The organism is Rubinisphaera margarita (genome assembly GCF_022267515.1).
GTDB lineage: Bacteria > Planctomycetota > Planctomycetia > Planctomycetales > Planctomycetaceae > Rubinisphaera > Rubinisphaera margarita.
The window spans coordinates 341,631-365,157 of sequence record NZ_JAKFGB010000009.1; the positions used below are offsets into that span (position 1 = coordinate 341,631).

The window sequence follows — 23,527 nt, forward strand, 5'->3', positions numbered from 1 at the left end:
AGAAAAGACGAGCCGTCAGGCAGCCGAGCGGATCTCTTCCGGGGTCACTTCCGCATCGTCGATCGCCACATAACGCTGGACCACATTCCAGAGTGAGCTGGTGATCTGATCGGCAGAGCCGTTCAACGTCTTCTGCAACTGCTGCAGATCGGCGTGGATCTGGATCATGGAAGGGGGGTGTCCGGCTCCGAGAATAATCTTCTCGTGAATCTTCGGAGCTCCGTGCTCGTGCGCGTAGAACAGTTCTTCGTACATCTTTTCACCGGGACGCAGTCCGGTAAATTCGATCTCGATGTCGTCTGGATAGTTCAAGCCGGAGAGCGCGATCATATCGCGAGCCAGGTCGACAATCTTGACCGGTTCACCCATGTCGAGGATCAGAACCTGTCCCGACTGTCCAACCGCTCCCGCCTGCAGCACGAGCTGCACGGCTTCGGGAATGGTCATGAAGTACCGGACCATGTCTTTGTGGGTCACCGTGACCGGGCCGCCCCGTTCGATCTGCTGACGGAAGATCGGCACCACACTTCCGACCGAGTTCAGCACGTTGCCGAAGCGAACGGTAATGAAGGTCGTCGCGGAGCCCTGCGACATCGCCTGCAGATACTTCTCGGCCAGCAGCTTGGTGGCTCCCATAACCGATGTCGGGCGAACCGCTTTGTCGGTGGAGATCAACACGAAGCGTTCTGCTCCGTGCTTGTGTGCGGCATCGACAACCGCCTTGGTACCCATGAAGTTGTTTCGGATGGCCGCATACGGATTGTCTTGCATCAATGGGACATGCTTGTAGGCGGCTGCGTGGAAAACATGTTCCGGACGATGCGTGCTGAACACCCCGTTGAGGGCATCGGGATCGAGAATCGTCGCGGTGACGTAATGGAGTTCGGTTTCGCCGCAGTCCTGCCGGGCGAACTCGCGTTCCATCTGAAAGACGCCGAACTCGGAATGATCGTAGATGACGAGTTTGGCCGGTTTGAATTCGAGGATCTGGCGGCACAGTTCGCTGCCGATACTGCCCGCTCCGCCGGTGACGAGCACGCTTTTTCCGGTAATTGAGTCGGCAATGCTGTCCAGATCGAGCTTCGTCGGCGGACGTCGCAGCAGGTCGTCGATATCGAGTTCACGAACAGCCAGACGGAAACGACCTTCGACAATCTCTTCGACGGTCGGAATCTTATGCACATCGATGTCGGCTTCCTGGCAGCGATGCAGCAGATCTCGCACGACGCGACCGGACGTGGTCGTCGGCACGAGAATGTGTTGAACACGAGAAGTCGTTCGCGGACTCCAGCACTCATCGAGCGAATAGACCGGCTGGCCGCCAATCAGGGATCGCTGACGATCCGGGCCGGGATCAATGAACCCGGTGACACGGAAGCGACCGAGGTGTCCATTGCTGGCCATGAGCATCTTCCAGATGCCGATAGCGGTTTCATCGGTACCATAAATTAGAGCGGCTTCGGTCGGCTGCTGACGTTCGGAGACATTTCGCTTCGACCAGGCCAGGCGGCAGCCGATACGGAATCCCATGATAAACAGCATGCTCAGCATCGTATCGATGAGCAGGACCGATCGGGGCAGAACCATCGCTCGCGGGGCGTCGAGGTAATAGACCGTAAGCAGCAATGCTGCGGAAGCTCCGCAGACGCCAGCGGTCACCAGTCCGTCCATCACGGAGGCGTGGCGGTAAGAGCGCTTCCATTCTCCGGCCAGCCCGATGAGACCCAGCTTGGCGACGACAACCAGCGGAACCGTCCGGAGGAACCAGGACCATTCCGAAGCTCCCATCGCGAAGTCGAATCGCAGGCAGAACGCGAAAAACAGCGAGGCTGTCAATAAGAGCGTATAAACGGGGAGAATGATGGCCAGTCTGTGGCGCATACGTCACGCTCCAGTTTTCGTCAGGAAGAAAGAGACCATGGGAAAGATGCGACATCTTTCCGGTGCGAAGTCGCGAGGAGAAGACGTGATCCACGTCCGGAGACGTGAGGTCGGGCGGAGTTGTACCCGGAATAAGCAGGTGCGTCCAGATTTTACGAAAGACGGCCTCAAGTGGCTCGGTGAAAATACCGAGGCTGAACAGCGAGGATTCGGCTTGAAATGACGTAAGTCGCACTCATTTCAGAGGATGGGGCGTCTTCGTCTTGTCAGCAGCCAGCCGCCGAGCATCAGCCAGATTGTAATTCCTGCAATGGAAACCACGCTGCCGGCCCGGAGAGCGGCCGGTTCATAGCTCCAGCGGACCTGGTGTTTCCCAGCCGGGACCTCGACGCCGCGAAACATTCCGTCGATCCGCAGAGACGGGGCGGCTTGTCCGTCGACAGTCGCCAGCCAGTCGTCATTGAACAGTTCCGTCAGGATCAATGTCTGGGGAACCGGCGTCGAGGCCGTCAGTTCAATCTCGTGCGGACTTCCAACATTCCACTCGATCGTGGCCCCCTCCTGTGGCTCCTCCCAGGCGACGCGACCACGTGTTCCGGTCACTTCTGACAGGTAAATCGGTTCCGGCCGGCCCCACGCCCCGTTGAGCAACGGATCGATTCCCTGCCAGACCAGTCGAATATCGACGCTGTTCGGATTGGGAGGCGAAAAGCCGAGAATGTGAGTCACTCCCGCACGGCGGAGCCAGTCGATCTGTTCCGGCGTAAAACTCTGCCACGGAGTGGGGGACTCGTTCTCGGCGACGGGATAGTTCAGTTCCGGATCGAAGTATTCTTCAGGGCCCAAACCCAGATAGACCGGGGTGGCGGCAATGCCCGTGATTGTCGGCAGATTCGGACCGGGAGCGAACAGCCGCGCGGGCGGAGAGGCTTCCTTCAGCAGCTGCCGGACAGGGCTGTCTTCGATTCGGGTCAGAGGCGTCTCGGCAACCATGAAGGCGTACGTGATTCGTTGACTGACCAGAGAAAGGTCGACCAGCGTGACGACGCCCGTAAGCACGAACAATACGAGGCCGACGTTCGCGGGGAGCTTTCTTCGCAATTGGTCGAGTCCAAATCCCGCCCACAATGCAGCCGCCAGCGTCGTCACCAGACCGAAACGTCCGGATCCTCGAAAAAATCCGAAGCCCGGCAGATGTTGAAACCAGGGGATTAACCAGCCGGTCGCATAAACAGCCGCCAGCAGTCCCAGCACACCGAGAACAGCCAGCGACCATTGCTGCGAATTTCGTGGTCGACAGAGCGTCACCCCCGCATAGATGGCCAGCAGGCAGGGAAGAAAGCCGAAGTACAGGTGAGCTTCGACCGGGTTCGTTGCGGAGGGGAAATCGAGCGGGGTCTTCTGGTTGAGACGATCGCTCAGCTCAACGGCATCCGCATACCAAACCCATGGAACGATCATCTGCGAAATGTATCGCGGCGGGATGTGTCCATACCCCGGATCGAAATCGGCGGAGCTCGATGTCTCCCGCTGACTGTTCTGCTTCAGCGACCAGGTCGGCAGCAGCTGGACACTGGCCAGGATGAATCCGAGAGTCACGGCGACCGCCGGGCCCGCCAGCCATTTCAGGCGATGCGAAACTGCTGGCGGAGTCGGACTTTCTTTGCGCTGTAGACGATCCCCTAAAAAGACTTCCGCCAGAGACCACCCGGCCAGTGTCAGCAGTGTGATAAACGCCAGGTGATAGTGCCCGGGCAGCAGCTGCAGGCACAGAGCCCCGGCCAGCAGCCAGAGCCAGAGCAGCGATCGGCTGCGGAAAAAACGGATCAGCAGCCACAGGTTCAGCGGCAGGTAGATTCCCGTCACGATGGCCCATTCGAGACAGGAGCGAGGAGCAAACCAGCCGTAGATGAAGGCCAGCGACGCGAGCAACGCTGCGGGAAGCGACAGCCCCAGTTCCAGAGCGAGCAGAGCGGTGACGGCGAATCCGACCACATAATGCAGCAGATGGCTGATATTGTAAGCCGTATTCACCTTCAGCAGGCTGTAGAGCAGCACGTTCGGCGGATAGTAAACACCCGTCTGGCTCTCGGCGACGAGCGGGTAACCATGGCCGACCAGATTGTTCCAGGTCGGCAGAATCCCCTCGGCGAGTTGCTCGGCGTAGAACGCCTTCTGCGGAAAGTAATACGTGTAGATATCGCCGCCGATCAGGCCTCCGCCCAGCCACAGATCGAGCCAGAACCACATCGTCAGAGCGATCGCGGTCATGCCGATCGCGAGAAATCGCGAGGAGACGGCGGGGGAGGAAGGCTTTTCTACGGACATATCGGGCAGTATTAACGTGAGAAACTTTTCGCTCGCGGCGTGGAGACAAACTTTCAGAGATCGGCAGTCAGCCACTATAATCCGGGCGGCCGACGGGAGGAATCTGCGCATATTGGAGGGCAAGTTCCGTCAGCTCAGGCAGTTTACGCTGTTTTCCGCGCTCGATACAGCGACCGACGGGCGGACAGTGACGAACATCAAGATCGAACGAGGAGGGATTTCCACGATGCCAACTGAAATGTCGGTTCACGCGAAACTGAGCGAAATCGCCAACAATCTCTGGTGGAGCTGGCAGCCCGAACTCGACGACATCTTTCGCCGAATCGATCCGCAGCGGTTTACCGAGCTGAGTCATAACCCCGTCCAGCTGCTCAAAGAGTATCCGCCGGACAAGTTGGAGAAGCGGGCCCGCGAAGAAGTCCTGCACTCAAAAATCAACTGGGCCTACCGCCGGTTCAAGGAATACCTGAAGAACCGCAGCACCTGGGGCGACACTCACGCCGGCCTGCTGAACTTCCGCCCGGTGGCCTATTTCTCCGCCGAATTCGGTATGCACGAATCACTGCGCGTCTACTCGGGTGGTCTCGGCGTTCTCGCCGGCGATCATCTCAAGAGCGCCTCCGATCTCGGCGTGCCGCTCGTTGGTGTCGGCCTGTTCTACCACGAAGGTTACTTCTCCCAGACGATCGACGAAAACGGCTGGCAGCAGGAAACCTATACCGAAGTTGACCCGAGCACGATGCCGCTGGCCCCCGTGGTTGGCAGCGATGGCAAAGATATTGTCATTTCCGTCGAAACGCGGCACGAAAAGATCTTCGCCCGCATCATCAAAGTCATGGTGGGTCGCGTTCGGCTGTTCCTGCTTGATGCCAATATCCCTCAGAATACCGAAGAGAACCGCAAGCTGACCGCCCGTCTGTACGGCGGTGACCAGCGGATTCGTATCCGTCAGGAACTGCTGCTCGGAATCGGCGGCGTGCGGGCCTTGCATGCTCTGGGCATCAATCCCCGCGTCATTCACATGAACGAAGGGCACTCCGCCTTCGCCGGACTGGAAGTCATTCGGCATCGGATGCATCACGATGGCATGACGTTCAACGATGCCCTGCAGGAAACCGCCGCGACAGGCGTCTTCACCACACACACTCCGGTCGCCGCTGGCCACGACCGCTTCGATGATGGCCTCGTCGATGAACATCTCGGCCCGATGGGCGATGCTCTCGGACTCGATCACCACGGACTGATGGCTCTCGGCCGCGTCGATCCTCAGAACCATGGCGAATCGTTCTGCATGACGGTCCTGGCCTTCAAAACATCACGTCGGGCCAATGCCGTGTCGAATCTGCACGGCGTCGTCTCCCGGAAGATGTGGGCCTGCCTGTGGCCCTGGCGGAGTGAAGAAGAAGTTCCGATCGGCCACATTACCAACGGGGTGCACGTGAACTCCTGGCTGGCCACGCAAATGCGAGTCATTTACGACCGCGTTTTGCCAGCTGAGTGGTATCTGCATACCGGGGAACCCGAAGTGTGGGCCGGCTTCGAGCAGGTCACGCCCGGCGAACTCTGGGAAACGCACCAGGCGCTGAAAGCCCGGCTGATCGTTTACACCCGTAACCGTCTCATGAAGCAGGCGGCTCGAAAGAACGCCAGCGATGCGGAACTGAACGAGCTGTCTGAACTGATGGATCCACGCGCGTTGACCATCGGCTTCGCCCGCCGGTTTGCTCCGTACAAACGAGCCGATCTGATCGTGCACGATCCCGAACGGCTCGCCCGCATCGCCAATGCGGCCAATCGACCGGTGCAGTTCATCTTCTGCGGAAAAGCACACCCGGCTGATGAATACGGCAAGTCGATTCTGCAGCGGATTGTGAAGCTGTCGGAATCGAAGGAGTTCAAGGGCAAGATCGTCTTCCTCGAAGACTACGACATCAACTTCACGCGGCATCTGGTGCAGGGAGTCGACGTGTGGTTGAACAACCCGCGGCGTCCTCTCGAAGCCTCCGGAACGAGCGGTCAGAAGGTCGTGTTGAACGGCGGACTGAACTTCTCGGTGCTCGATGGCTGGTGGGCCGAAGCCTACGACGAAATGAACGGCTTCGCCATTGGCGACGGCCACATTCACGTCAACAATGACATTCAGGACCAGCGTGATGCCGAAAGCCTGATCGAAGTTCTTGAAAACCAGATCGTGCCGATTTACTACGAACGGGACACCGATGATCTGCCGCAGAGATGGATCAGCCGGATGAAGCATTCCGTGCGAACGCTCGGCTGGCGTTACAACGCTGACCGGATGGTGATGGACTACGTGACCAACACCTACATCCCGGCAGCCGGCGGTACGTCGGCTGAAATGCGAATGATGCCGTAAGCTGAAGTCAGCAAACCACGGCGCACACAAAGCCTCAGCCAGACCTGGCTGGGGCTTTTTTATTGGAATCACTCCGTCCGACGGGGGACGCCGCCTTCGAGTCAAAGAGATCGAGCTGTGCTCGGTTGCCGTCGAATCCCGGTCAGACGGAAACCTCGTGCAGGGGGTTCATCAGCAGGATTTCGCGCTTCCAGTGGGGTTCGTGAATGGCCCAGCAGCGGGCTCGGAGTTCTTCGAGAACACGTTCGGAATGGCGACCCTGTTCATGGGCTTCTTCCCAGCACTCCCGTTCCAGCGGCAGGAACTCTCGGCTGCAGGCGGCTCGATTGGCGCGGCGTTTTGTAATCCGACCCTGATCGACGATCGTCATACAGCGGGAGCGATCCTGATCGAGCAGACGGGTGGCGATCAGTTCGTGACTCGCGGTCGCGAAAATCGCTTTCAGTTCAGGCAGAGACTCTTCAAGTCGCTCCGCTTCCCTGAAAAAGGACGCGGTCGGCAACAGCAGTCGACTGGCGAGCAGATTGGCCACCTGTTCGCGGGTACCGGGGCCGCAGTCGTCGGGCCGTGCTCCCAGGGTGCGAAAGACCTGAACGGCGAACGATTCTCCCAGTTCATGGCAGACCGCCCAATGAATCCGTTCAGGCCGCTGATCGGGCTTGATGAAAATCGAACGTCGGATTCCGAACTGCTTCAACCGCCCGCGGGTCGTCTGCTGACGATCATAAATGACGTCGAACCCGAGTCGATGTGCCAGTCTGAGTCCGTCCACGGCTCCGTAATGATAGTCGCCATGGTTCAAGACATCCTGGGCCACTCGTTCGGCCGCCCGACACCATTCCGCTGTGCTCCACATGATTTCATCCTTCCGACTGAATTCGCAGCGAGAGGTAATGTACAGATGTCTTGATGTGAAAATCAATACACAAGCTCGGGTTTTTGCGTTTACCGAGAGAATGAATTCATTCGCCGGGGGCGGAAAAGAGGTCAATCCGAACAGCGATTCGGGCCGATAATTCGGATAACCGTTACAACTCTTCAGGCTGCGCGCCCGGTCCGAAACTCCAAGGCCGAGGCAGTCGGTCCTTCATGGAAAATGGTCGACGGAAATGACTGTGCACCAGGACGCTTGCGAACACTCGACTCCCGAATCTGTCTGTCCGCCGCTGCGGCTGGCCGTGATTGCCGTACTGGCCGTGTTCGCCGGAACCGCGACGAACCGCTGGCTGTATGCGACATCGAGCAATGACTACGTCGGTCATGTTCAGGTCGACTCGCTCACCGTTCGCGCTCCCGTCGATGGCATTCTGCAGGCCTGGGAAGTCGCCGAAGGGGATACGGTCGATCCGCATCAGTTGATCTGCCGGATCGGCGGAGAGAACCTGAATCGTCAGATGCAGATTCAGAAGCAGGAAACCGCCCGGCTGGCTGCTCGCCTGAAAACGCTGCAGGCCGAAGTCGACGTTAAACTGCACGAGCACTTGCGAACGCTGGAAAGCGATATCTATCAGGCCGAATTGCAGTCAGCCGATCTGCTGCAAAAGCGTTACTACTACGAGCTGGAAGCGATGGCCTGGCGCGACCTGCGGGAAAGCAAGAAGTCGGCGTCGCTCGAGACTCCCAATTACAATCTGAAGCCGAAAGCGGAAGCCAACGGCGGTGAAGTCGGAGATCCGGTCATCAATGCCATGCTGAAGGAGGAAGCCGCGATCAACGCGATCGAGGCGACCGACGCTCAGCTGGAGATCTGCACGATTCGTCTGGAAAAGCTCCAGAAACAGAAGGAACAAATGCAGGAGAAAGTCCGTCAGGCCGTCGGTCTCTCGGAAGTCGAACTGCAGTTCGCTCAGGCCGAAGCGGAACTCAAAGAACTGGAAGGACAGCTCCAGCAACAGGTTGTCCATTCTCAGGCGGTGGGGACGATTGCCAATCTGCGCCGTCGTCCGGGAGAGTACGTCAAAGCCGGCGAGACACTCGCGGAACTGTTCCTGATGGAGGAGTCGTACGTCGTCGCCGATGTACCGAGTTCGCACTCGCACAACTTCGAAGTGGAGATGCCGGTCCGCTGCCGGTTCCCCAATGGAGAGGTGCGAACCGGCGTGGTCACTCGTGTCGCCATTTCGACCAGCCAGAACAATTCCCTGACCGGTCTGGGAGAACCTTCCGTTCCCCTGCGAATTGAACAGACGGGCGCTCTGTGGCCTGATATGCCGGTCGGCGGTCAGATCAAGGTGATCCGTTAGTCGACCTGTTCGCCTGCACGGTTTCGAGGTGAAAGCGGTCGACTCCGAGTGACTGCTTCAGTCGCTCGAATCCTTCGCGAGCCGCCTGCTCTTGAGAGTCTGACTGGTCGCCGCGGACGGCTCGAATCAGCAAATTCTTGGCGGTGTGCTCCAGGTCGATAAACTCGATGACCTGCGTGCGATAGCCACACATTTCCAGGTATTGAGCCCGCAATGCATCGGTGGTCAGAGCGGCCAGTCGCTCCCGCAGAATGCCGTGCTTGAGGACAGGGGCGAAATCTTCGCTGTCGAGCTGGTGATGCAGCTCATGCTGGCAGCAGGGGACGGCGAGAATCACTTCGGCCTGCAGTTCGATGCTCTTCGCGAGGGCATCGTCCGTGGCCGTGTCGCAGGCATGGAGCCAGATCGCCAGATCGAGTGGCGCATCAATCATGGCTTCGCCAATGTCGGCGGTTTCGAACCGGATATCGTCGACGCCGATTTTTGAGCGGATCTCTTCGCAGGTCTGAATGACTTCCGGATTCCGATCGAAGGCGTGAATCTCAACCGATCGCCCGAGATGATTAACGAGCACTTCGCGAATCGCGAATGTCAGGTAGCTCTTGCCGCAGCCGTAGTCGACGATGCGGAGTGGACGTTCACGCGTGAAGCGGTCGTCCAGATCGAGAATGAACTCCGCGAAGCGATTGATCTGCCGGAACTTCCGGTACATCGGCTTCCGCACATTGCCCTGAGCCGACATGATGCCCAGTTCGACGAGAAACGGAACTGGCTTGCCCGGGGGAAAAATGTACTGACGGCTGGCGTCGTGCTGGAGCGGCACGGCCGCCTTCCGGGCCGACGCATGACGGTGTAACTGCAGTTGACCTTTCTTGGTCTGTTGAAGTTGCAGATCTTCAGTCTGCAGCCGAACCAGTGCATTGCGAAAGTCGGTCGGGAAGAGTTCGGCGAAGCGGTCGCGGGTTTCGTCCCAGGAAAGGTTTTCGTGAGTCTGCCGGCGGGATTCGTCCCGGCAGGTCCACTGCAGTTGCACCATGTCCCGGATGACCACGGGCCGCACATCGTAACGCGAGGAGGGATTACTGCTTCGTTCATGCCGACCGGAGATCGATACCGAAACCAGTTCTCCCGCATCGAAATGCTCATCCAGCTGATTTAGAAATTCTGGAAGATCGAGACGGGCCATGAGTTCAACATCCTGCGAAGGTGTACCGGAAACACTTGCAGGATGGTACCGGGCTGAAGACCGAAGTCAAACCGTCGTCGCGACGCAAGCTTGTCACGCTGGAGCAGATTCCAGATTCAACTGCAGGAGCAGCATGAAAAGTTTCTACAGGGGCAGCGTCGGAATCGATTCTTCAGCCAGACGTTCGCTTTTCGGGACGAGGATATCAAGCCGGTGCGGGATCAACTCAATTTCGATCTCGCGAGCGTGCTCGATCTCGCCGTCAATGGAGAGTGGCAGCGGCGACTTCGATTGCAGCCGGACTTTCTGGCATTGATGAATACTGACCGCTTCATTTTCCTTGTACCGACCGGCAAGGTAATCCGTAATCAGTAACATGCGATCGACGCTGTTCATTTCGTGGTACATCACGAAATGCAGCAGGTTGTCATCAACCTCGGCGCCCGGGGCGATCTGGATTCCTCCTCCACAGGCGCTGCTGTTGGAGACGAAGCAGTTCGCGATCTGAATGTCGTTCCATTCCCCATCTTCCAGAGCATAGCGGATCGGAAAGCTTCTTTGATTCACGATCACGTCGAAAGATCCCTTGAGATAAGTGAGCGGACCGAGCAGGCGTTTCTCCTCGGACGTTACTTTCTCGGAGTATTCGGCCGAGATACCCGCGGCGACCGTGTTGAAAAAGAAACGAGGCTTGCCGTCGAGAACCAGTCGGGCGATATCGACGCATCGTAATTTGAGCTCGTCGTTCTCGATCGCCGCCCAGGCTTCCCAGGGAGATTTCGTCTGCCCAAGAGCTGCGGCGAAGTCGTTCCCGGTTCCCAGGGGAAGAATGGAGTAGGTCGAGTCGGGATTGTGCTCGACGGCGTAATTCAACGCCCGATGAACGGTGCCATCTCCGCCCGCGATAATTACGTGCGCTCCTGCACCATGTTCGTCAAAGGCACGCGCAGCGGAATCCGAGTCTTCCAGGATCGCCACCACCGTGTTCTCATCTTCAGAGATTCGAGCGAGCAGGGCTTCACTCGAGTCACTTTGACGCGCATTCGGATTCCAGAGTACGAGGCGTCGGGATTTCATGGGGAGCCTTCGGAACAGGGGAGGGGGGGTAAACGTTATTCAATCCCAGCGGGAGTGCAGCAGTCTTTAATGCACGTGGCGTGCCAGAGAAGCGATGAGAGGCGTTTCCCCACGCGATCCGCACCCGCGGCTAATTGGAAACGAACGAAGCCCGCGCGAATCTTCCAGATTCAGCACGGGCTCCCCCCAGTTCGTTGGTGCCAGGTTGTTCTGTGATGCTACTTGCGGGCACTCACGTAAACCGCATGGATGATCCCCGGGAAAAACCCGAGAAGCGTTAGAACAACATTCAGGAATAAATCCTTACTAATTCCGCTCTCAATGAATACGCTCACCGGCGGAGCGACCACCGCCAGGAACAGCTTGAGGAAATCACCCCAGAGCGAATCATGACTCAGTGTTGAAGTGCTCATGGGACGGACCCTTTTGCGATGCAGCGTAGTCATTGATTCACATTAGACTCGGACTCGGCGTCCGAAGATGAGTGTCAGGACGAAGAGGACCAGGAAGACGAAGAACAGAATCTTCGCGATTCCCATCGAAGTCCCCGCCACGCCTCCAAATCCCAGCATGGCAGCGACCAGAGCAATAACCAGAAACGTAAGTGCCCAGCCTAACATGATACTTCCCCTTTGATTTCTCATCCGATTTATGTCTAGTTGGTCCAGCAACCCCACTTTGTTGTCGCTTTGGCAATTTGCCCTTCCGCATCTTCCGTGCCAGTCTTATCTCCTCAAACTTTGTTCACCCCTGAGGCCCTTACTCCCTATGGGCCAGAACGCCGTCGCTGACAATCACGGGTTCCATGCAGAAGCTCAATCCTCCACTGGGGGAAAGCCAGGGGCATCTGAGTCATCTGAAAACTCGCAAACGCGCAAGTCGTTCGTGATAAGATAGTTAAAGCAAAGAAGGACGGCTGCGGCCGCGTCTGACTGGCTTGGGAAGCTCCGCAACATCTGGCGTTCGGGAGGGCGCGGGTCGCGGCAGGCGATGCCCCTCCTGTCCGGCACAATCCGCAGGTCGTGAATCCTCCAAAGATTGGAGAAATCTCAGAAGTTCCCCTTGAGCATCTTCAGAGATCTGATAAAGGTCGATCCAAGACCAGCGTGCGGCCTGATCAGTCGCCATAATTCCGCACCAGGCAGGAGCGATCTGAGCGGGAATCGTCCGGTGTGATTGCCGGAAGTCCAGAGCACGTATAGGGAAACGCGTCAGCGGAGACGGCAGAATCGTTCCAGTCGCTGCGACCGATTCCGTTAGTTCTGCGGCAGCTTGCTGAAGTCGTACGTTTCCAGATTCCGAGCGGTGGCAGCCTTCTTCGTCAGGATTGTGATCAGGTTGTCCTTCTCGGAAACATGGGCGACCAGCGGATCGGCTTCTTCCGCGTACTTGCTGACAATCGTGTTGATCGCCTGCATTGTCGTCAGGTTCTGTTCCTGATGCGTCTGCGGCATATTCTTGGTGAAGCCGGCCAGTTTCAGGGCATCGCCGTCGATTTCGATGGGGATTTTCGCTTCATCGGAAATGAAGGCGATCGCTTCCTGCAGCGGAATTCGACGGAAATCGACGTCCATTTTCGTCTGCAGACGTTCCGCAAACGTCTTGGGAGCAGCTGCTTTGGGAGGCGGCGTCACGACGGCAGCCACTGAGAAATCGGTCCGCGTCGATTCGTCCCACGTCAGCAGCGATCCCAGCGCCAGATTCGGTCCGGCTTTAGCGGGCAACAGAGTGCCGAGTCGCACATACTGCCCGTCGACTGCGACGGCGGTTGTCATCGACAGGACCTTCAACATGGCGGGAAATCGACCGATGATCTTGCGGTAACCGGACCGCTGCGGGTTCATCTTCTGCACCGAGGTCAGCATGATCTCCGGCACGGCGCTGAGCCGCTTCTGGTATTCCGACTTCAGGACGAACGGCTTCGTCGTGTTCTGCCCCAGGACGGCCAGATCGGTGAAGAAGTCGTCGTTGATGTGCAGGCTCCAGGTCGCCGCTTGTGCTTCCGGTCCCAGCCAGCGGATCATCTTCTCGATCGCCAGATGAGCCGTGGGAGGGAAGAGAGCTTCCAGATGCTGATCGATATCGGAGGGATCGAAGGCGAGCGTGATGAGCCGCTGACGATCCGTCGCTTTCAGAATCTGTTCGATGTGACCAGCCGTGATGGCGGGGGCCGACTCGAAACTCAGCATGTCTTCGGCGTACTGCCGGGGACAGAACGAGACCGTGCGATCATCGACGATTCGATAGGCCCGCTCGCCGACGATCTGGATCTCCGGATTGAACTCCTGGAAGGCTTCTCCCGCGTAGGTCGTAAGCAGATCCGCCCGCACCTGCGGATTCTTCAGGCGGATCACGGCTGCGATTTCAGGCGGCGTGCCGGTTGGTCCCAGGATCAGCCCGACCAGCAACTCTTCGATTTCACTCGGCTGTTGCCGACAGACTTCGACAATCTGATTCTCCAGCCACGTTCCCAGCGGTCCGAGAGACGCGCGGAACTCAGCGTGTCGCTGTTCGTTGCTCCAGAGCTCGGCCGGACGAAGGTTGATCGCCACCCGAACGCCGGCCGGCAGGTGCAGGAGTTGTATCGGTTGACCAGCCGTCGGACTCTTGGCCAGAACCGGATCGAATCTCGCAACTTGCTGATCGGAGTTTGTGGCCGTCGCGGTCGGCGCGACTGCGGGCGTCGCATTCGCAACGGCCCCCGGCGTCTTGACTTTCACGATTCCTGAAGTGCCGGGCTGCATCTGCTGGTAGATGAAGTAACCGCCTCCTCCGACGATGGCCAGCATCACAACCACGACGATCCAGTTTCCGGAACTACGGCGACGCTTGCGACGTCGACGGGGCGTGACCGGATCGGAGCCTTTGGTGATATCCGCCAGCGGTGAAGCGGCCGGTTCCTCGGCTGCGAAACTCGGCACGCTCTCGGCTGGAGCAGGGGATTCCTTCTCCAGAAACGAGAGCGGATTCGCGACTGGTTCCGACGAAGCCGTCGGCTCACCGATCAGTGAAGAAAAGTTTGGTTCGGCAGTGGGCGGAGTAGTGGGAGGAGCCGGCGTGGGCGAATCGGGAATCCACTGTACGTTCTTCCCGACAGCAGGCTGTTCGTCGACGAGCTCAAATTTCACCGGGGCATCCGGTTTTTGAGGAGTCGGCTCCTGAAGCTCAAACTTGTGGCCGCACTTCGGGCACTTCCCGGTCTTGCCGAGCATGCTCCGGTCCTTCAGTTTGAGAACCGACTGACATTTCGGGCAGGGAATTTTGACTCCGGACATGGGACTTCCTCTGGGAAGATCTTCGCTGATGGCGGCTATTTGTCGGTCGACGGCAATTTCGATCGGAGGACGCAGGGCGGATGAGGGAGCAAGGGATCGCTGTTGAAGCCTCCTCTTTCGATTTCACCACACGTCTTGCCGATTTTAGGCAATCGTTTGCGTCGTTTCTATCAGATTCACGGAGAACTGACTTCAGAACAGCTTTCCGTAGGTCGCCGCTTCGACCAGGATTCGCAGGACGATGCAGGCGTGAGCGGCGGCCAGAAGGTCATCGATCATAATCCCGACGCCGCCCGGCAGGGCTTCGAACCGCTTGATCGGCCAGGGTTTGAGAATGTCGAAGAAGCGAAACAGGACGAATCCGACACAGGCGGTCCACATGTTGAACGGCGAAAGGGCGTACATCAGCGGGAAAGCGGCGATCTCATCGAACACCACCCACGGGGGATCTTTCCGCGAGAAGTGTTTCGCGCCGGCACTGCAGAGCGGAACGCCGATTCCGAACAGAATCGCGGTGACCGGGATGAACCACAACCCATGAATGCCTAGCAGGACCAGTCCCCACACCAGAGGAGGCCCCAGCAGGGAACCGAATGTTCCCGGAGCGAACGGCGAAAGCCCGGTTCCCAGTCCGACCGCCAGCCAGACCCGCGGGTCGCGAATCGGCCGGGTCCGAACGGACTGGTCTGCAATAATTGGCTCTGTCATGAACTCCCAGACTTACTCGTTGTCATTCGTTGTTGTGCGCGAACGGCTTATTCGAAGTATTTTTCGACGATCCACTCGGGTTGATGCGAATCGGGCGACCGCTTGTGCCCGGTCAGGTCGATGAACTGAGGAGCCGGTTTCTCGACCGAAAGCGGAGTCTCATCACCCATCTTCTCCTGCCACTGTTCGAGTTTCGACATCAGCCGTTCCTTGTGAGCCGCATATTTCGGATCGTCGGCCAGATTGTGCTGCTCGTGAGGATCGTTCTGCAGATCGAACAGCTGTTGAAAGTTGATCTTCGGATAGACACACAGCTTCCAGCGCTGGTCCCGCACACTGCGCTGCGTTTGCTGGTACGGCAGAAAGATGGTCTCACGGACTGAGCTCGTCTCTCCCTTCCAGATCCCGGCCAGGCTTTCCCCTTCGACCCGGTCTGGCGGTTCGATGCCGAGTAGATTGCACAGCGTCGGATAGATGTCGAGCAGATAGGAGAACGCCTCGCTCGATTCATTCTTCGGAATTCCCGGGCCGACGAAGACCAGCGGGCATTTCATGCTGTGTTCGAAGACCGACTGCTTGCCGAGCAACCCGTGGCTGCCCATGCCGAGTCCGTGATCGGCGGCGTAAACGATGATTCTATTGTCCCGTTCGCCCGTTTCGTCGAGAGCCTTCAGAATGCGGCCGATCTGTTCATCCATGTGCGAGACCAGCCCGTAATATTCGCAGAGCTGATCGCTCACAACTTTGGGATCCCGCGGCCAGGCGGCGAGCATCTCATCTCGAATGACCAGGCTGCCGTTGTTGAAGTTCAACTGGGGGAGAAAATTCTCCGACAGCGGCGGCCGCTTGCTGTAGTACATCTCCCGAAACTTCTCCGGCGGATTGCGCGGATCGTGCGGAGCAGTGAACGCGACATACGCGAAGAACGGTTTCTGCTCATCGCGGGTCTGCAGATACTTCACGGCGGCATCGGCGAACTGTTCGCTGGAGAATTCGTTTTCCTGAATGCCGTGAGAGACCAGTTTGCCATCGACAATCTCTGAGATTGGGACCCTGGTGTGATCGCACATCCCGCCCATGAAGACGTTCTCACCCCGGTCGAAACTTCGCAGCAGCGACGGTCCCCCGTTGTGCCATTTGCCGGTGCCGAAGGTCTCGTAACCATTCTTCCGCAGCAGTTCGCCGAGTGTAACTTCGCCCTTCATCTGATGGTTGGAGTGCATCCAGGTCCGACCGGAATGCACCATCGCCCGACTCGGAATGCAGACCGCTCCGCTGTCGGAGCCAAAGCAGTAGTTGTTCCGAAAGCTGTAGCCCTGCTTGACCAACGAGTCGATATGCGGCGTCTGAATATGCGGATTGCCCCAGGCTCCGACGGCGTCGGCTCGCTGATCGTCGGCGAACAGGAACAGAATGTTCGGACGTTCGGCGGCCTCGACCGAGGTCGTGGCGAACAGCATCAGAATCAAGCCGAGCAGCAGGCGGTGATGGAGCGACATCGGATTCCTCGTAGACGGGAATGAAAATCTCGGAACGGGTTGCGGTTCATGATGGAGGAGCATTGCGGCGGCGTCAATCGATGCTCTTTGTCCAGCAAGGTGCCCATCGTTGCCCCTGTTTCCAGAATATGGCATGCTGGCCGATCTTCCATGCCAACGACACCACTTTCAGGAACTCACTCGATGCGACACCTGCCGTACGCTCTGGCCGCTCTCTGCCTGACGACTCTGCTTCCCACTGCTCAGGCAGCCGAGCCGGACGGAGCGAAGCCGACGAAACTCAAGGGCCTGCTGATTACCGGCGGCTGCTGCCACGACTACGAAAATCAGAAGCGAATCATCAGCGAAGGGCTCAGCCAGCGGATCAGCATTTCCTGGGACATCGCCCACGAAGGGGGCGACGGCCGTGACCACCAGGTCTCCATCTACAAGAAGGAAAACTGGGCCGATGACTACGACATCATCGTTCACAACGAATGCTTTGGCGGCGTGACCGATGACGAGTTCGTGAAGTCAATCGCCGCGGCTCATTACATGGGTAAGCCAGCCGTGTTTATTCACTGTGCACTGCACAGCTATCGCAATTCGACGGGCGGAGCCGATTCCTGGCGCGAGGCGATCGGCGTGACATCCCGAAAACACGACAAGGGGAAGCGTTCGCTGAAGGTGGTCAATCAGGCGGCCGATCATCCGATCATGAAGGACTTCCCGAAAACCTGGGACACCCCGAACGGCGAGCTCTACAACATCGAACACGTCTGGGACAACTGCACGCCGCTCGCGACGGCTTACAGCGTTCAGGAAGAACGCGACATGGTCGTGATCTGGGCCAACGAATTCGGCGGCACCAAAATGTTCGGCACCTCCCTCGGGCATCACAATGAAACCATGAACAACGACATCTGGCTCGACACCGTCGCCCGCGGCGTCCTCTGGGCGACCGATCATCTGCAGAAGAACGGCGAGCCGGAAAAAGGCTACGAAGGAACCGGCGAAAAGCCAATCGTCATCGGCAACCCCGTCGCCGAACCCGACCCCAAATTCCAGAAAAAGAACTAAGTCCACTCCCGTAGGGTCCGCTGTGCGGACGCGTATTAGACGTTCCGAAACAGAGGATGGGTGCGTTGGTCCTTCAGTGATTCCATCGCAGTCGTCCCGTGAAGCACTGACCACTGGAAGAGAATCCGACACGCATTCCGCGTCCGCCCAGCGGCCCCTACGGAGTGCACGATCCTTCAACGTTCCACGGGCTGCCACTGCTGGCAGTGCGTTTTCCCGTCGACGCCCCCCGCTTACACGAACGACTGATACAGCGGAACGATCGTCAGTTCGGGGATGCGGGCGCGGGGTGGGAGTTGCAGGACCATCATCACGGCTGCGGCGACGTCTTCCGGCTGCAGCATGCGGGCCTTGTGTTCGTCGGTGACCGGGTTGGGACGCTGCTCCAGAATCGGCGTCTCGACTTCACCCGGGTAGATGTTCGTGAAACGGATGCCGTGGTCTTTTTCTTCATCGCCGGCGGAAATGCCGAGGCCGGTGACGGCGAACTTGGAGGCGTTGTAGCCGACGCCCCCCAGTGAAGCGGCCCGGATGCCGGCGACGGATGAGATCGTAATCACGGTGCCCGCCTTGCGTTCCCGCATCTGCGGCAGCACGGCTCGCATGCAGTTGAAAGCGCCCGTGCCGTTGATGTCCATCATCCGATCCCAATCAGCCGGATCGAGATTGTGCATCATCCGGTTCTTCACGTTGATGCCGGCGGCCTGAATGAGGATGTCGATCTGGCCGAGCTCTTTGTTCGCAGTGTCGAACATCGCCTTCACACTGTCGCGATCGGCGACATCGCCTTCGACCGGAATGATTTTGTCGGTGTTGTGCTCCGCCACAGCTTTCAGCTTGTCGAGGTTCCGTCCGCTGATCACGACCTTCACGCCGGCATCGGCCAGACTGCGGGCGATCGCCGCCCCGATTCCAGAACCTCCACCCGTGACAACAGCCGTCTGATCTTGCAGTGACATCTGAGCTACCTGTATTCGCAATGCTGAAAAGAAAAGCGTCCCACCGGCCGAGCCAGTGGCGGGGATCACCCGCGAAGCATCACACTAGCGGACCACGACCCGCCATTCAATTCCGGTCGCTCTGCTAAGCCGCCCGCGAAAGCGTTCGTGGCTGATCGATCGTTTCCAGCAGATACGATGCGGTCACGGCAGAGGCCTGTGAAGCGGTGATCTTCTCGGCGAGCTGCCGCATTTCGTCACGCTTTTCAGCCAGAAGCTCCGGCTGCGACAGCCAGCTGTCGAGGATCTCGGTCATCTCGTCGATGACCTTCGGCTCGCCAGACATGTACGGAAACTCGGGCAGCATCTGGTAACCACAGATGAGATTGGGCAGCGTCATGTATTTGCAGACGACCAGCAGCTTGACCAGCGTACCCATGACCAGTCCGCCTTTATAGGTGACGACGGCGGGCGTGTTCCGGGCGAGCAGTTCCAGACTGACAGAGCCGGAGACCATCAGGCAGCAGTCGGCCGAAGCGATGATTTCGGATGTCTTCCCGGTGTGAAACTCGATCGGCAGATCGTAGCCGGCCTTCTGAAGCTCGGCTTTGCAGAATTCGAGATGATGCGGTTTGTAATTGGCGACCACGAATCGGCAGTCGGGATGGGACTGATGCAGCCGTCGCATGCATTCGAGCATGGCGGGCCAGTTCATCGTCACTTCCATCGTGCGGGAGCCGGGTAGAATGCCGATGACCTGAGAGGCACCGCCGCGCAACTCGGCCTGAGTTTCCGCTGGAACCGGGTGCTCGGCGACTTCTTCGAAGAAGGGATGCCCGACGAATTTCGCCTGCACGCCCTGCTGCTGATACCATTCGGTTTCGAACGTCAGGCCCGAGAGGACGTGATCGACGTACTTGTGCATCCGCTTGACCCGCCACGAGCCCCAGGCCCAGAGTTGCGGCGGCATGTAGTAGTAGACCGGGATACCGGCCTGATGAGCATATCGGGCGATCCACCAGTTGAAGCCGGGAAAGTCGACGAGGACCACGGCGTCGGGGCGATGTTCGCGGAAGTACCGCTTCGCCGCCTGACCGAGCCCCCAGAATTTCCGGAGCAGGGGAAGCACTTTCATGATGCCCATCACGGCCATCGTGGTGAGCGGAAAGTGAAGATCGCAGCCGGCTTCGGCCATCTCTTCGCCGCCATAACCGACGCAGCGGACGTTCGGATTTCGCTTTTTGAGCTGCTGAATCAGCGCAGCGGCATGTTCATCACCGCTCGGCTCGCCCACTGAGAAGAAGATTTCCATGCCCCGCATCCTTGCCCTGGCTCTGAAGATTCGAAGCCGAACTATCGGCGATTCCCGAGAATGGGTCAAGATACGGTTGCGCGGAGGCCCACCTTGTTCCCTCGCCCCATGGGGGAGAGGGTTAGGGTAAGCGGGGGAATGCGGGTGACATGCTTGCCAGCCGATGCCACTGAGGACATTCGAGACAGGGAGCAAAGGATGGCACAGAGATTCATCTCTGTGTTGCAGGGAATGTGGGATCTATTGTGGCGAGGGTTTCGCAGATTTATGCGACCCAGGGAGATTGTCGAGCAATGATTAGAAGGCGCCCGGGGACGTAAGTTCCCTCGCCCCCTTGGGGGAGAGGGCTAGGGTGAGGGGGAAATGCGGGCGACATGCTCCACAGGCCATTGATTCTTACTTGTATGGAGCATCGCTGGTTGATCGCCCCCTCATCCGCCCTTCGGGCACCTTCTCCCCCTAAAGGGGGCGAAGGGACACGATCCGCCTCGCTACGAGAAATGGCCAGTCTATTGCATCTTTTGGTCACAACCCTCGGAGTCATACATTCCACGTTCCGGGCAACAGGAGGACTGTCTTAAGCGTCCGCCGCAATGATGCGTGTCGCGCCATGGCACAACCGCTTGAGCATTCATACCGGAGGCAAGATGAAAGAGCCTGTGGAAATAGAGAAAGCGGACCCGCCGGAGCAGATCCGCTTTCTGTCGCTCGTCACGAACGCACGCTCGTCTCAGCGGCTGCGGGCGGTTCGAGTCGTCGGTTCCCGTTTCTTGCCCAGAATGGCATCGACCTCGGCTTCGACGTCCTCGGTGTTGGCGTTCAGCTGGTCACTCAGGATTTGATCGAGCGGCGTGGTGCCGAGGGCGGCTTGAGCTTCCGCGACTCGCAGTTCCTTTTCGATCGAATCGGCCAGTTCCGTCGCCCGGGCCAGATCGGACTGATCGAGAGCCGGCGTCGACTCCTGCTTCATCTGCTGCGTCAGGTACTGCGCCTTCAGCTTTTCGAGACGATGCGTGAGCAACTGCCGCTGCGACTGCCATTCGGTGAACTGATGGTTCAAAGCGTCGCAAGCCTGCTCGTGCTGAGCCACGGTTTCGGCACAGGCTTCGGCGGTCGCCGTCGCTTCTTTCCAGGCCGCCAGTTTGTGCCTCAGGGCGGTCGAAATATCATCCCGACCGACTTCGTGGCAGCCGACCTGAATCGTGGCGTAACTGCTCGTGTCGAGCCAGCCGCGGAGGTGCCGCATTTCGGTCAGCAGTCCTTCGCTGACAGACTGCTTCTGCTGCAGTTCCATCCGCGCATCCTGCAGACTGATGTTCGCCTTCGCCACCAGATACTTCTGCGATTCGACCTGCTGATCGAGCTTGCGAATCAGCACTTCCATGCGATCGATATCGACCGACATCGGAATCCGATCATGTACCGCACCGTTGACCCGGTTGCGGAAGACCTGTGAATATTCGCCCAGCTCGGCGAACGAAAACCCTGCCACGGCCAGTAAAACGGCCAGTCCGATTCCCAGACCTGCTATCTTTTTCATTTGAGTTCTCCCAAGTTCTTGTCCAATCCCGCATCTGGAGAAGAAACGAGACTGGCGGCTCGTTCTTCTCCAGAATCCCGGGAAATGACGAAAGTTTTGAGAACTCAGGCTCCTCGACTATTCCCCCTTCAACTGCCGCATACTTTCGAGCAACTCAGCGATTTCTTCCTGTGTCCGACGGTTCTGATGGACAATCAACATGCGGGCGTTGGCGGTTTCGTAGAACTGGACGGTTCCGCCGTAGCCGCCGATGGTCTCCCATTCACCGGAGGTCGTGTGGAGAATGGCATCAACGAGAGAGTTCTCGTTCTTCAATGGACTGGCATGCGTTCGCTGTGCTGGCGGATCGACCGACAGAGAGGCGGGCTCGAGCGAGATGACCGGGCTGCCCATATCGAAGAATCCGGCTCCGCCACCCCCCGTGCCCTGAGGTTGAGGATTCCGGTTTTCCTCTTCCACGACAGAGTCTGGATCCGCAGGATTCGGGACGGGGGCGAGTTCATTCGCCGCGATCAGGTCGGTCACATCGTAAACGCAGGTCGACATCATCTCATCGCAGCGATACGCGGGGGCGATCACGAGCATTTCGTGATCGAAGTAGTAGTCGCAGTCGATCTGCGAGAGGATTCCGTCGAGGACGTAACGGAGTTCCTGGTTGCCGAAGTACGTCACCTCGGCATCGTTCGGAATCCCCTCGTCATCCATCGCAGGATGATCGATGCGGATGGGGAGCTGGAAGAAGTCGGAATAGAAATCAACAACCTCCTGCAGCGAGACCTCAATGAAGTCCGCCTCGACTTCCGTCCGCAGTTTGTCCCGCATGCGGAACTCGGCTTTCCGGAGCAGTCGTTCCACATTCATCGCGTAACCGCAAAACGGATGCTGAGAAAGCGTCGCTTCGGCGGCCCCCTCGCGATGGCTTGCTTCGATCGATTCCAGAGCGGTCAGCAGGACGGCGACCTCCTGTTGAGCCGGCCGTGTCTGTCGGACAGCGATACCATGTCCCGAGGACATCTTCAGCGGTCGGGCCTGTCCGCCTTCTCCGTCGGTATCGACCCACCATCCGGAACTGGCCGTTTTCACAATTTGGACGAGGCTGTCGAGTCGTTTCTCCGGACCGGCTTCAAAGCGGTATTCCTCAGGCGAATCGAGCAGCAGCGAAGAGAGCGGATAAACGCGAACCTGGGAGAACTCGTGATTGCTTTCATAAGTGCTGACGACGATATCGCCATCGACAATATTCCACGTGACTTCAGGAGAAAGCAGCCGGAGCTGATGGTGCAGGGTCGAACGCATCGAGATCGACGTTTCACCGGGAAGGGTGAGGGCGATCGGGGTCCGGGCATCGAGACCAAGTTCTTCCAGATTCCTGTGTTGGAGATGAATGTGAACGTCGTGCACATCACCCAGCAGTTGCAGTGACTCCGAGAACGGAATCTCCAGGAGCTCGGCAAGGGACGGCTGATTGAGCTCGTTCAGAAGATGCCTGTCTTTTTCGTCCGCGGCGGCATGGACCGGCGGCGGGAGCAGCGGGTTCCGTTCGATCTCGGCGACCCAGGCCGGTTCCGTGTCCGCACTCTTCTCCGCGGGGTTGTCCTCAGCGAACAGGAATATCGGATTCAGCAGAACGGCGACCAGCAGGGTCGAAAGCGGAAACGTCAAACGTCGCATCAGTCTCTCCATGATTTCTTCAGAACGAAGCGGGAAGCGAACGCGCATGCGACTGCAGTGCCGCGCGGCGCGAGAGTTGATTGAGTGAGAGTCCGTTGAGAGAGTTACGGCCTGAGACCCGCACCAGATCTGATGCTGATGCATTGACGATGCGGCCAGCCGACGGAGGGAATAGAAGACTCAGAAAGAGATGAACCCGGGGCTGACCTGCACCGATTATCAGTCAGCAAAACCGAGATTGCAAGCCGGATCTGAGCAGATGACGACTCTTGCTGAGAGACGCGTCGGGAGTTCCTCCGTAGCGGCGGCATCCTGCCGCCGAGAGCGCGTTGTCTGGAATGATGGCGGGCGAATCGCTCAGACGACGTTCAACATCCGGCGTATTAGCCACGTCCCTTCGGCGGCAAGATAGCGTCGCTACGAGTTGGGGCTCTCG

Annotated in this window: 17 protein-coding genes; 3 read left to right on the forward strand and 14 right to left on the reverse strand. The window is 58.5% G+C overall.

What is annotated here, in order from left to right; translation table 11 throughout:
* Window positions 1-15 precede the first annotated feature (15 nt).
* Both L1A08_RS04725 and L1A08_RS04730 read right to left on the reverse strand, forming a co-directional pair.
* Complete coding sequence (locus L1A08_RS04725) at window positions 16-1,881, reverse strand: polysaccharide biosynthesis protein (protein ID WP_238754775.1); 1,866 nt, start codon at window positions 1,879-1,881, stop codon at window positions 16-18.
* A gap of 240 nt (window positions 1,882-2,121) precedes the next feature.
* Window positions 2,122-4,209, reverse strand: a complete 2,088-nt coding sequence (locus tag L1A08_RS04730; RefSeq protein WP_238754777.1) for a YfhO family protein — start codon at window positions 4,207-4,209, stop codon at window positions 2,122-2,124.
* A 226-nt stretch (window positions 4,210-4,435) separates the two neighbouring features.
* Between L1A08_RS04730 and glgP the strand changes: the two genes are divergently transcribed.
* The gene (gene glgP, locus L1A08_RS04735) at window positions 4,436-6,583 is read left to right on the forward strand and encodes an alpha-glucan family phosphorylase (RefSeq protein ID WP_238754779.1); all 2,148 of its coding nucleotides are present in this window, start codon (window positions 4,436-4,438) and stop codon (window positions 6,581-6,583) included.
* Between the two features lie 142 nt (window positions 6,584-6,725).
* Here the strand turns inward: glgP and L1A08_RS04740 are convergent, their stop codons facing one another.
* Window positions 6,726-7,439, reverse strand: coding sequence for an ImmA/IrrE family metallo-endopeptidase (locus L1A08_RS04740; RefSeq protein WP_238754781.1), 714 nt, complete (start codon window positions 7,437-7,439; stop codon window positions 6,726-6,728).
* A gap of 259 nt (window positions 7,440-7,698) precedes the next feature.
* On the opposite strand from L1A08_RS04740, the gene L1A08_RS22840 reads away from it, so the two are divergent.
* Window positions 7,699-8,826, forward strand: a complete 1,128-nt coding sequence (locus tag L1A08_RS22840) for an HlyD family secretion protein (RefSeq protein WP_238754783.1) — start codon at window positions 7,699-7,701, stop codon at window positions 8,824-8,826.
* On the opposite strand, the gene L1A08_RS04750 is transcribed toward L1A08_RS22840, so the two are convergent.
* From L1A08_RS04750 to L1A08_RS04780, 7 genes are all read right to left on the reverse strand, one after another.
* On the reverse strand, window positions 8,810-10,012 hold the full coding sequence (locus L1A08_RS04750; protein ID WP_238754785.1) for a class I SAM-dependent methyltransferase: 1,203 nt from the start codon (window positions 10,010-10,012) through the stop codon (window positions 8,810-8,812). The two genes, L1A08_RS22840 and L1A08_RS04750, sit on opposite strands and share 17 nt — an antisense overlap.
* Before the next feature lie 144 nt (window positions 10,013-10,156).
* Complete coding sequence (locus L1A08_RS04755) at window positions 10,157-11,089, reverse strand: diacylglycerol/lipid kinase family protein (protein WP_238754787.1); 933 nt, start codon at window positions 11,087-11,089, stop codon at window positions 10,157-10,159.
* Between the two features lie 218 nt (window positions 11,090-11,307).
* Window positions 11,308-11,502 (reverse strand): YqaE/Pmp3 family membrane protein, encoded by a 195-nt coding sequence (locus L1A08_RS04760; protein ID WP_238754788.1) that lies wholly within the window; start codon window positions 11,500-11,502, stop codon window positions 11,308-11,310.
* Between the two features lie 42 nt (window positions 11,503-11,544).
* Window positions 11,545-11,709, reverse strand: coding sequence for a DUF1328 domain-containing protein (locus L1A08_RS04765; protein WP_238754790.1), 165 nt, complete (start codon window positions 11,707-11,709; stop codon window positions 11,545-11,547).
* A gap of 636 nt (window positions 11,710-12,345) precedes the next feature.
* A complete protein-coding gene (locus L1A08_RS04770) occupies window positions 12,346-14,364 on the reverse strand; it encodes a zinc-ribbon domain-containing protein (RefSeq protein ID WP_238754792.1) in 2,019 nt (672 codons plus the stop codon).
* 192 nt (window positions 14,365-14,556) lie between these two features.
* Window positions 14,557-15,072 carry a phosphatidylglycerophosphatase A family protein gene (locus L1A08_RS04775; RefSeq protein ID WP_238754794.1) on the reverse strand — a complete coding sequence of 172 codons (516 nt, stop codon included), beginning with the start codon at window positions 15,070-15,072 and terminating at the stop codon, window positions 14,557-14,559.
* Between the two features lie 47 nt (window positions 15,073-15,119).
* Window positions 15,120-16,571, reverse strand: coding sequence for a sulfatase-like hydrolase/transferase (locus L1A08_RS04780; RefSeq protein ID WP_238754796.1), 1,452 nt, complete (start codon window positions 16,569-16,571; stop codon window positions 15,120-15,122).
* A 183-nt stretch (window positions 16,572-16,754) separates the two neighbouring features.
* Between L1A08_RS04780 and L1A08_RS04785 the strand changes: the two genes are divergently transcribed.
* The gene (locus L1A08_RS04785; RefSeq protein ID WP_238754798.1) at window positions 16,755-17,630 is read left to right on the forward strand and encodes a ThuA domain-containing protein; all 876 of its coding nucleotides are present in this window, start codon (window positions 16,755-16,757) and stop codon (window positions 17,628-17,630) included.
* A 233-nt stretch (window positions 17,631-17,863) separates the two neighbouring features.
* On the opposite strand, the gene L1A08_RS04790 is transcribed toward L1A08_RS04785, so the two are convergent.
* The 4 genes from L1A08_RS04790 to L1A08_RS04805 form a co-directional block, all read right to left on the reverse strand.
* Window positions 17,864-18,589 (reverse strand): SDR family oxidoreductase, encoded by a 726-nt coding sequence (locus L1A08_RS04790; protein WP_238754800.1) that lies wholly within the window; start codon window positions 18,587-18,589, stop codon window positions 17,864-17,866.
* A gap of 124 nt (window positions 18,590-18,713) precedes the next feature.
* Complete coding sequence (gene lpxB, locus L1A08_RS04795) at window positions 18,714-19,880, reverse strand: lipid-A-disaccharide synthase (protein WP_238754802.1); 1,167 nt, start codon at window positions 19,878-19,880, stop codon at window positions 18,714-18,716.
* 730 nt (window positions 19,881-20,610) lie between these two features.
* Complete coding sequence (locus tag L1A08_RS04800) at window positions 20,611-21,420, reverse strand: hypothetical protein (protein ID WP_238754804.1); 810 nt, start codon at window positions 21,418-21,420, stop codon at window positions 20,611-20,613.
* 117 nt (window positions 21,421-21,537) lie between these two features.
* Window positions 21,538-23,091: a hypothetical protein gene (locus L1A08_RS04805; RefSeq protein ID WP_238754806.1), complete on the reverse strand. Its 1,554-nt coding sequence runs from the start codon at window positions 23,089-23,091 to the stop codon at window positions 21,538-21,540.
* Between the last annotated feature and the right edge of the window lie 436 nt (window positions 23,092-23,527).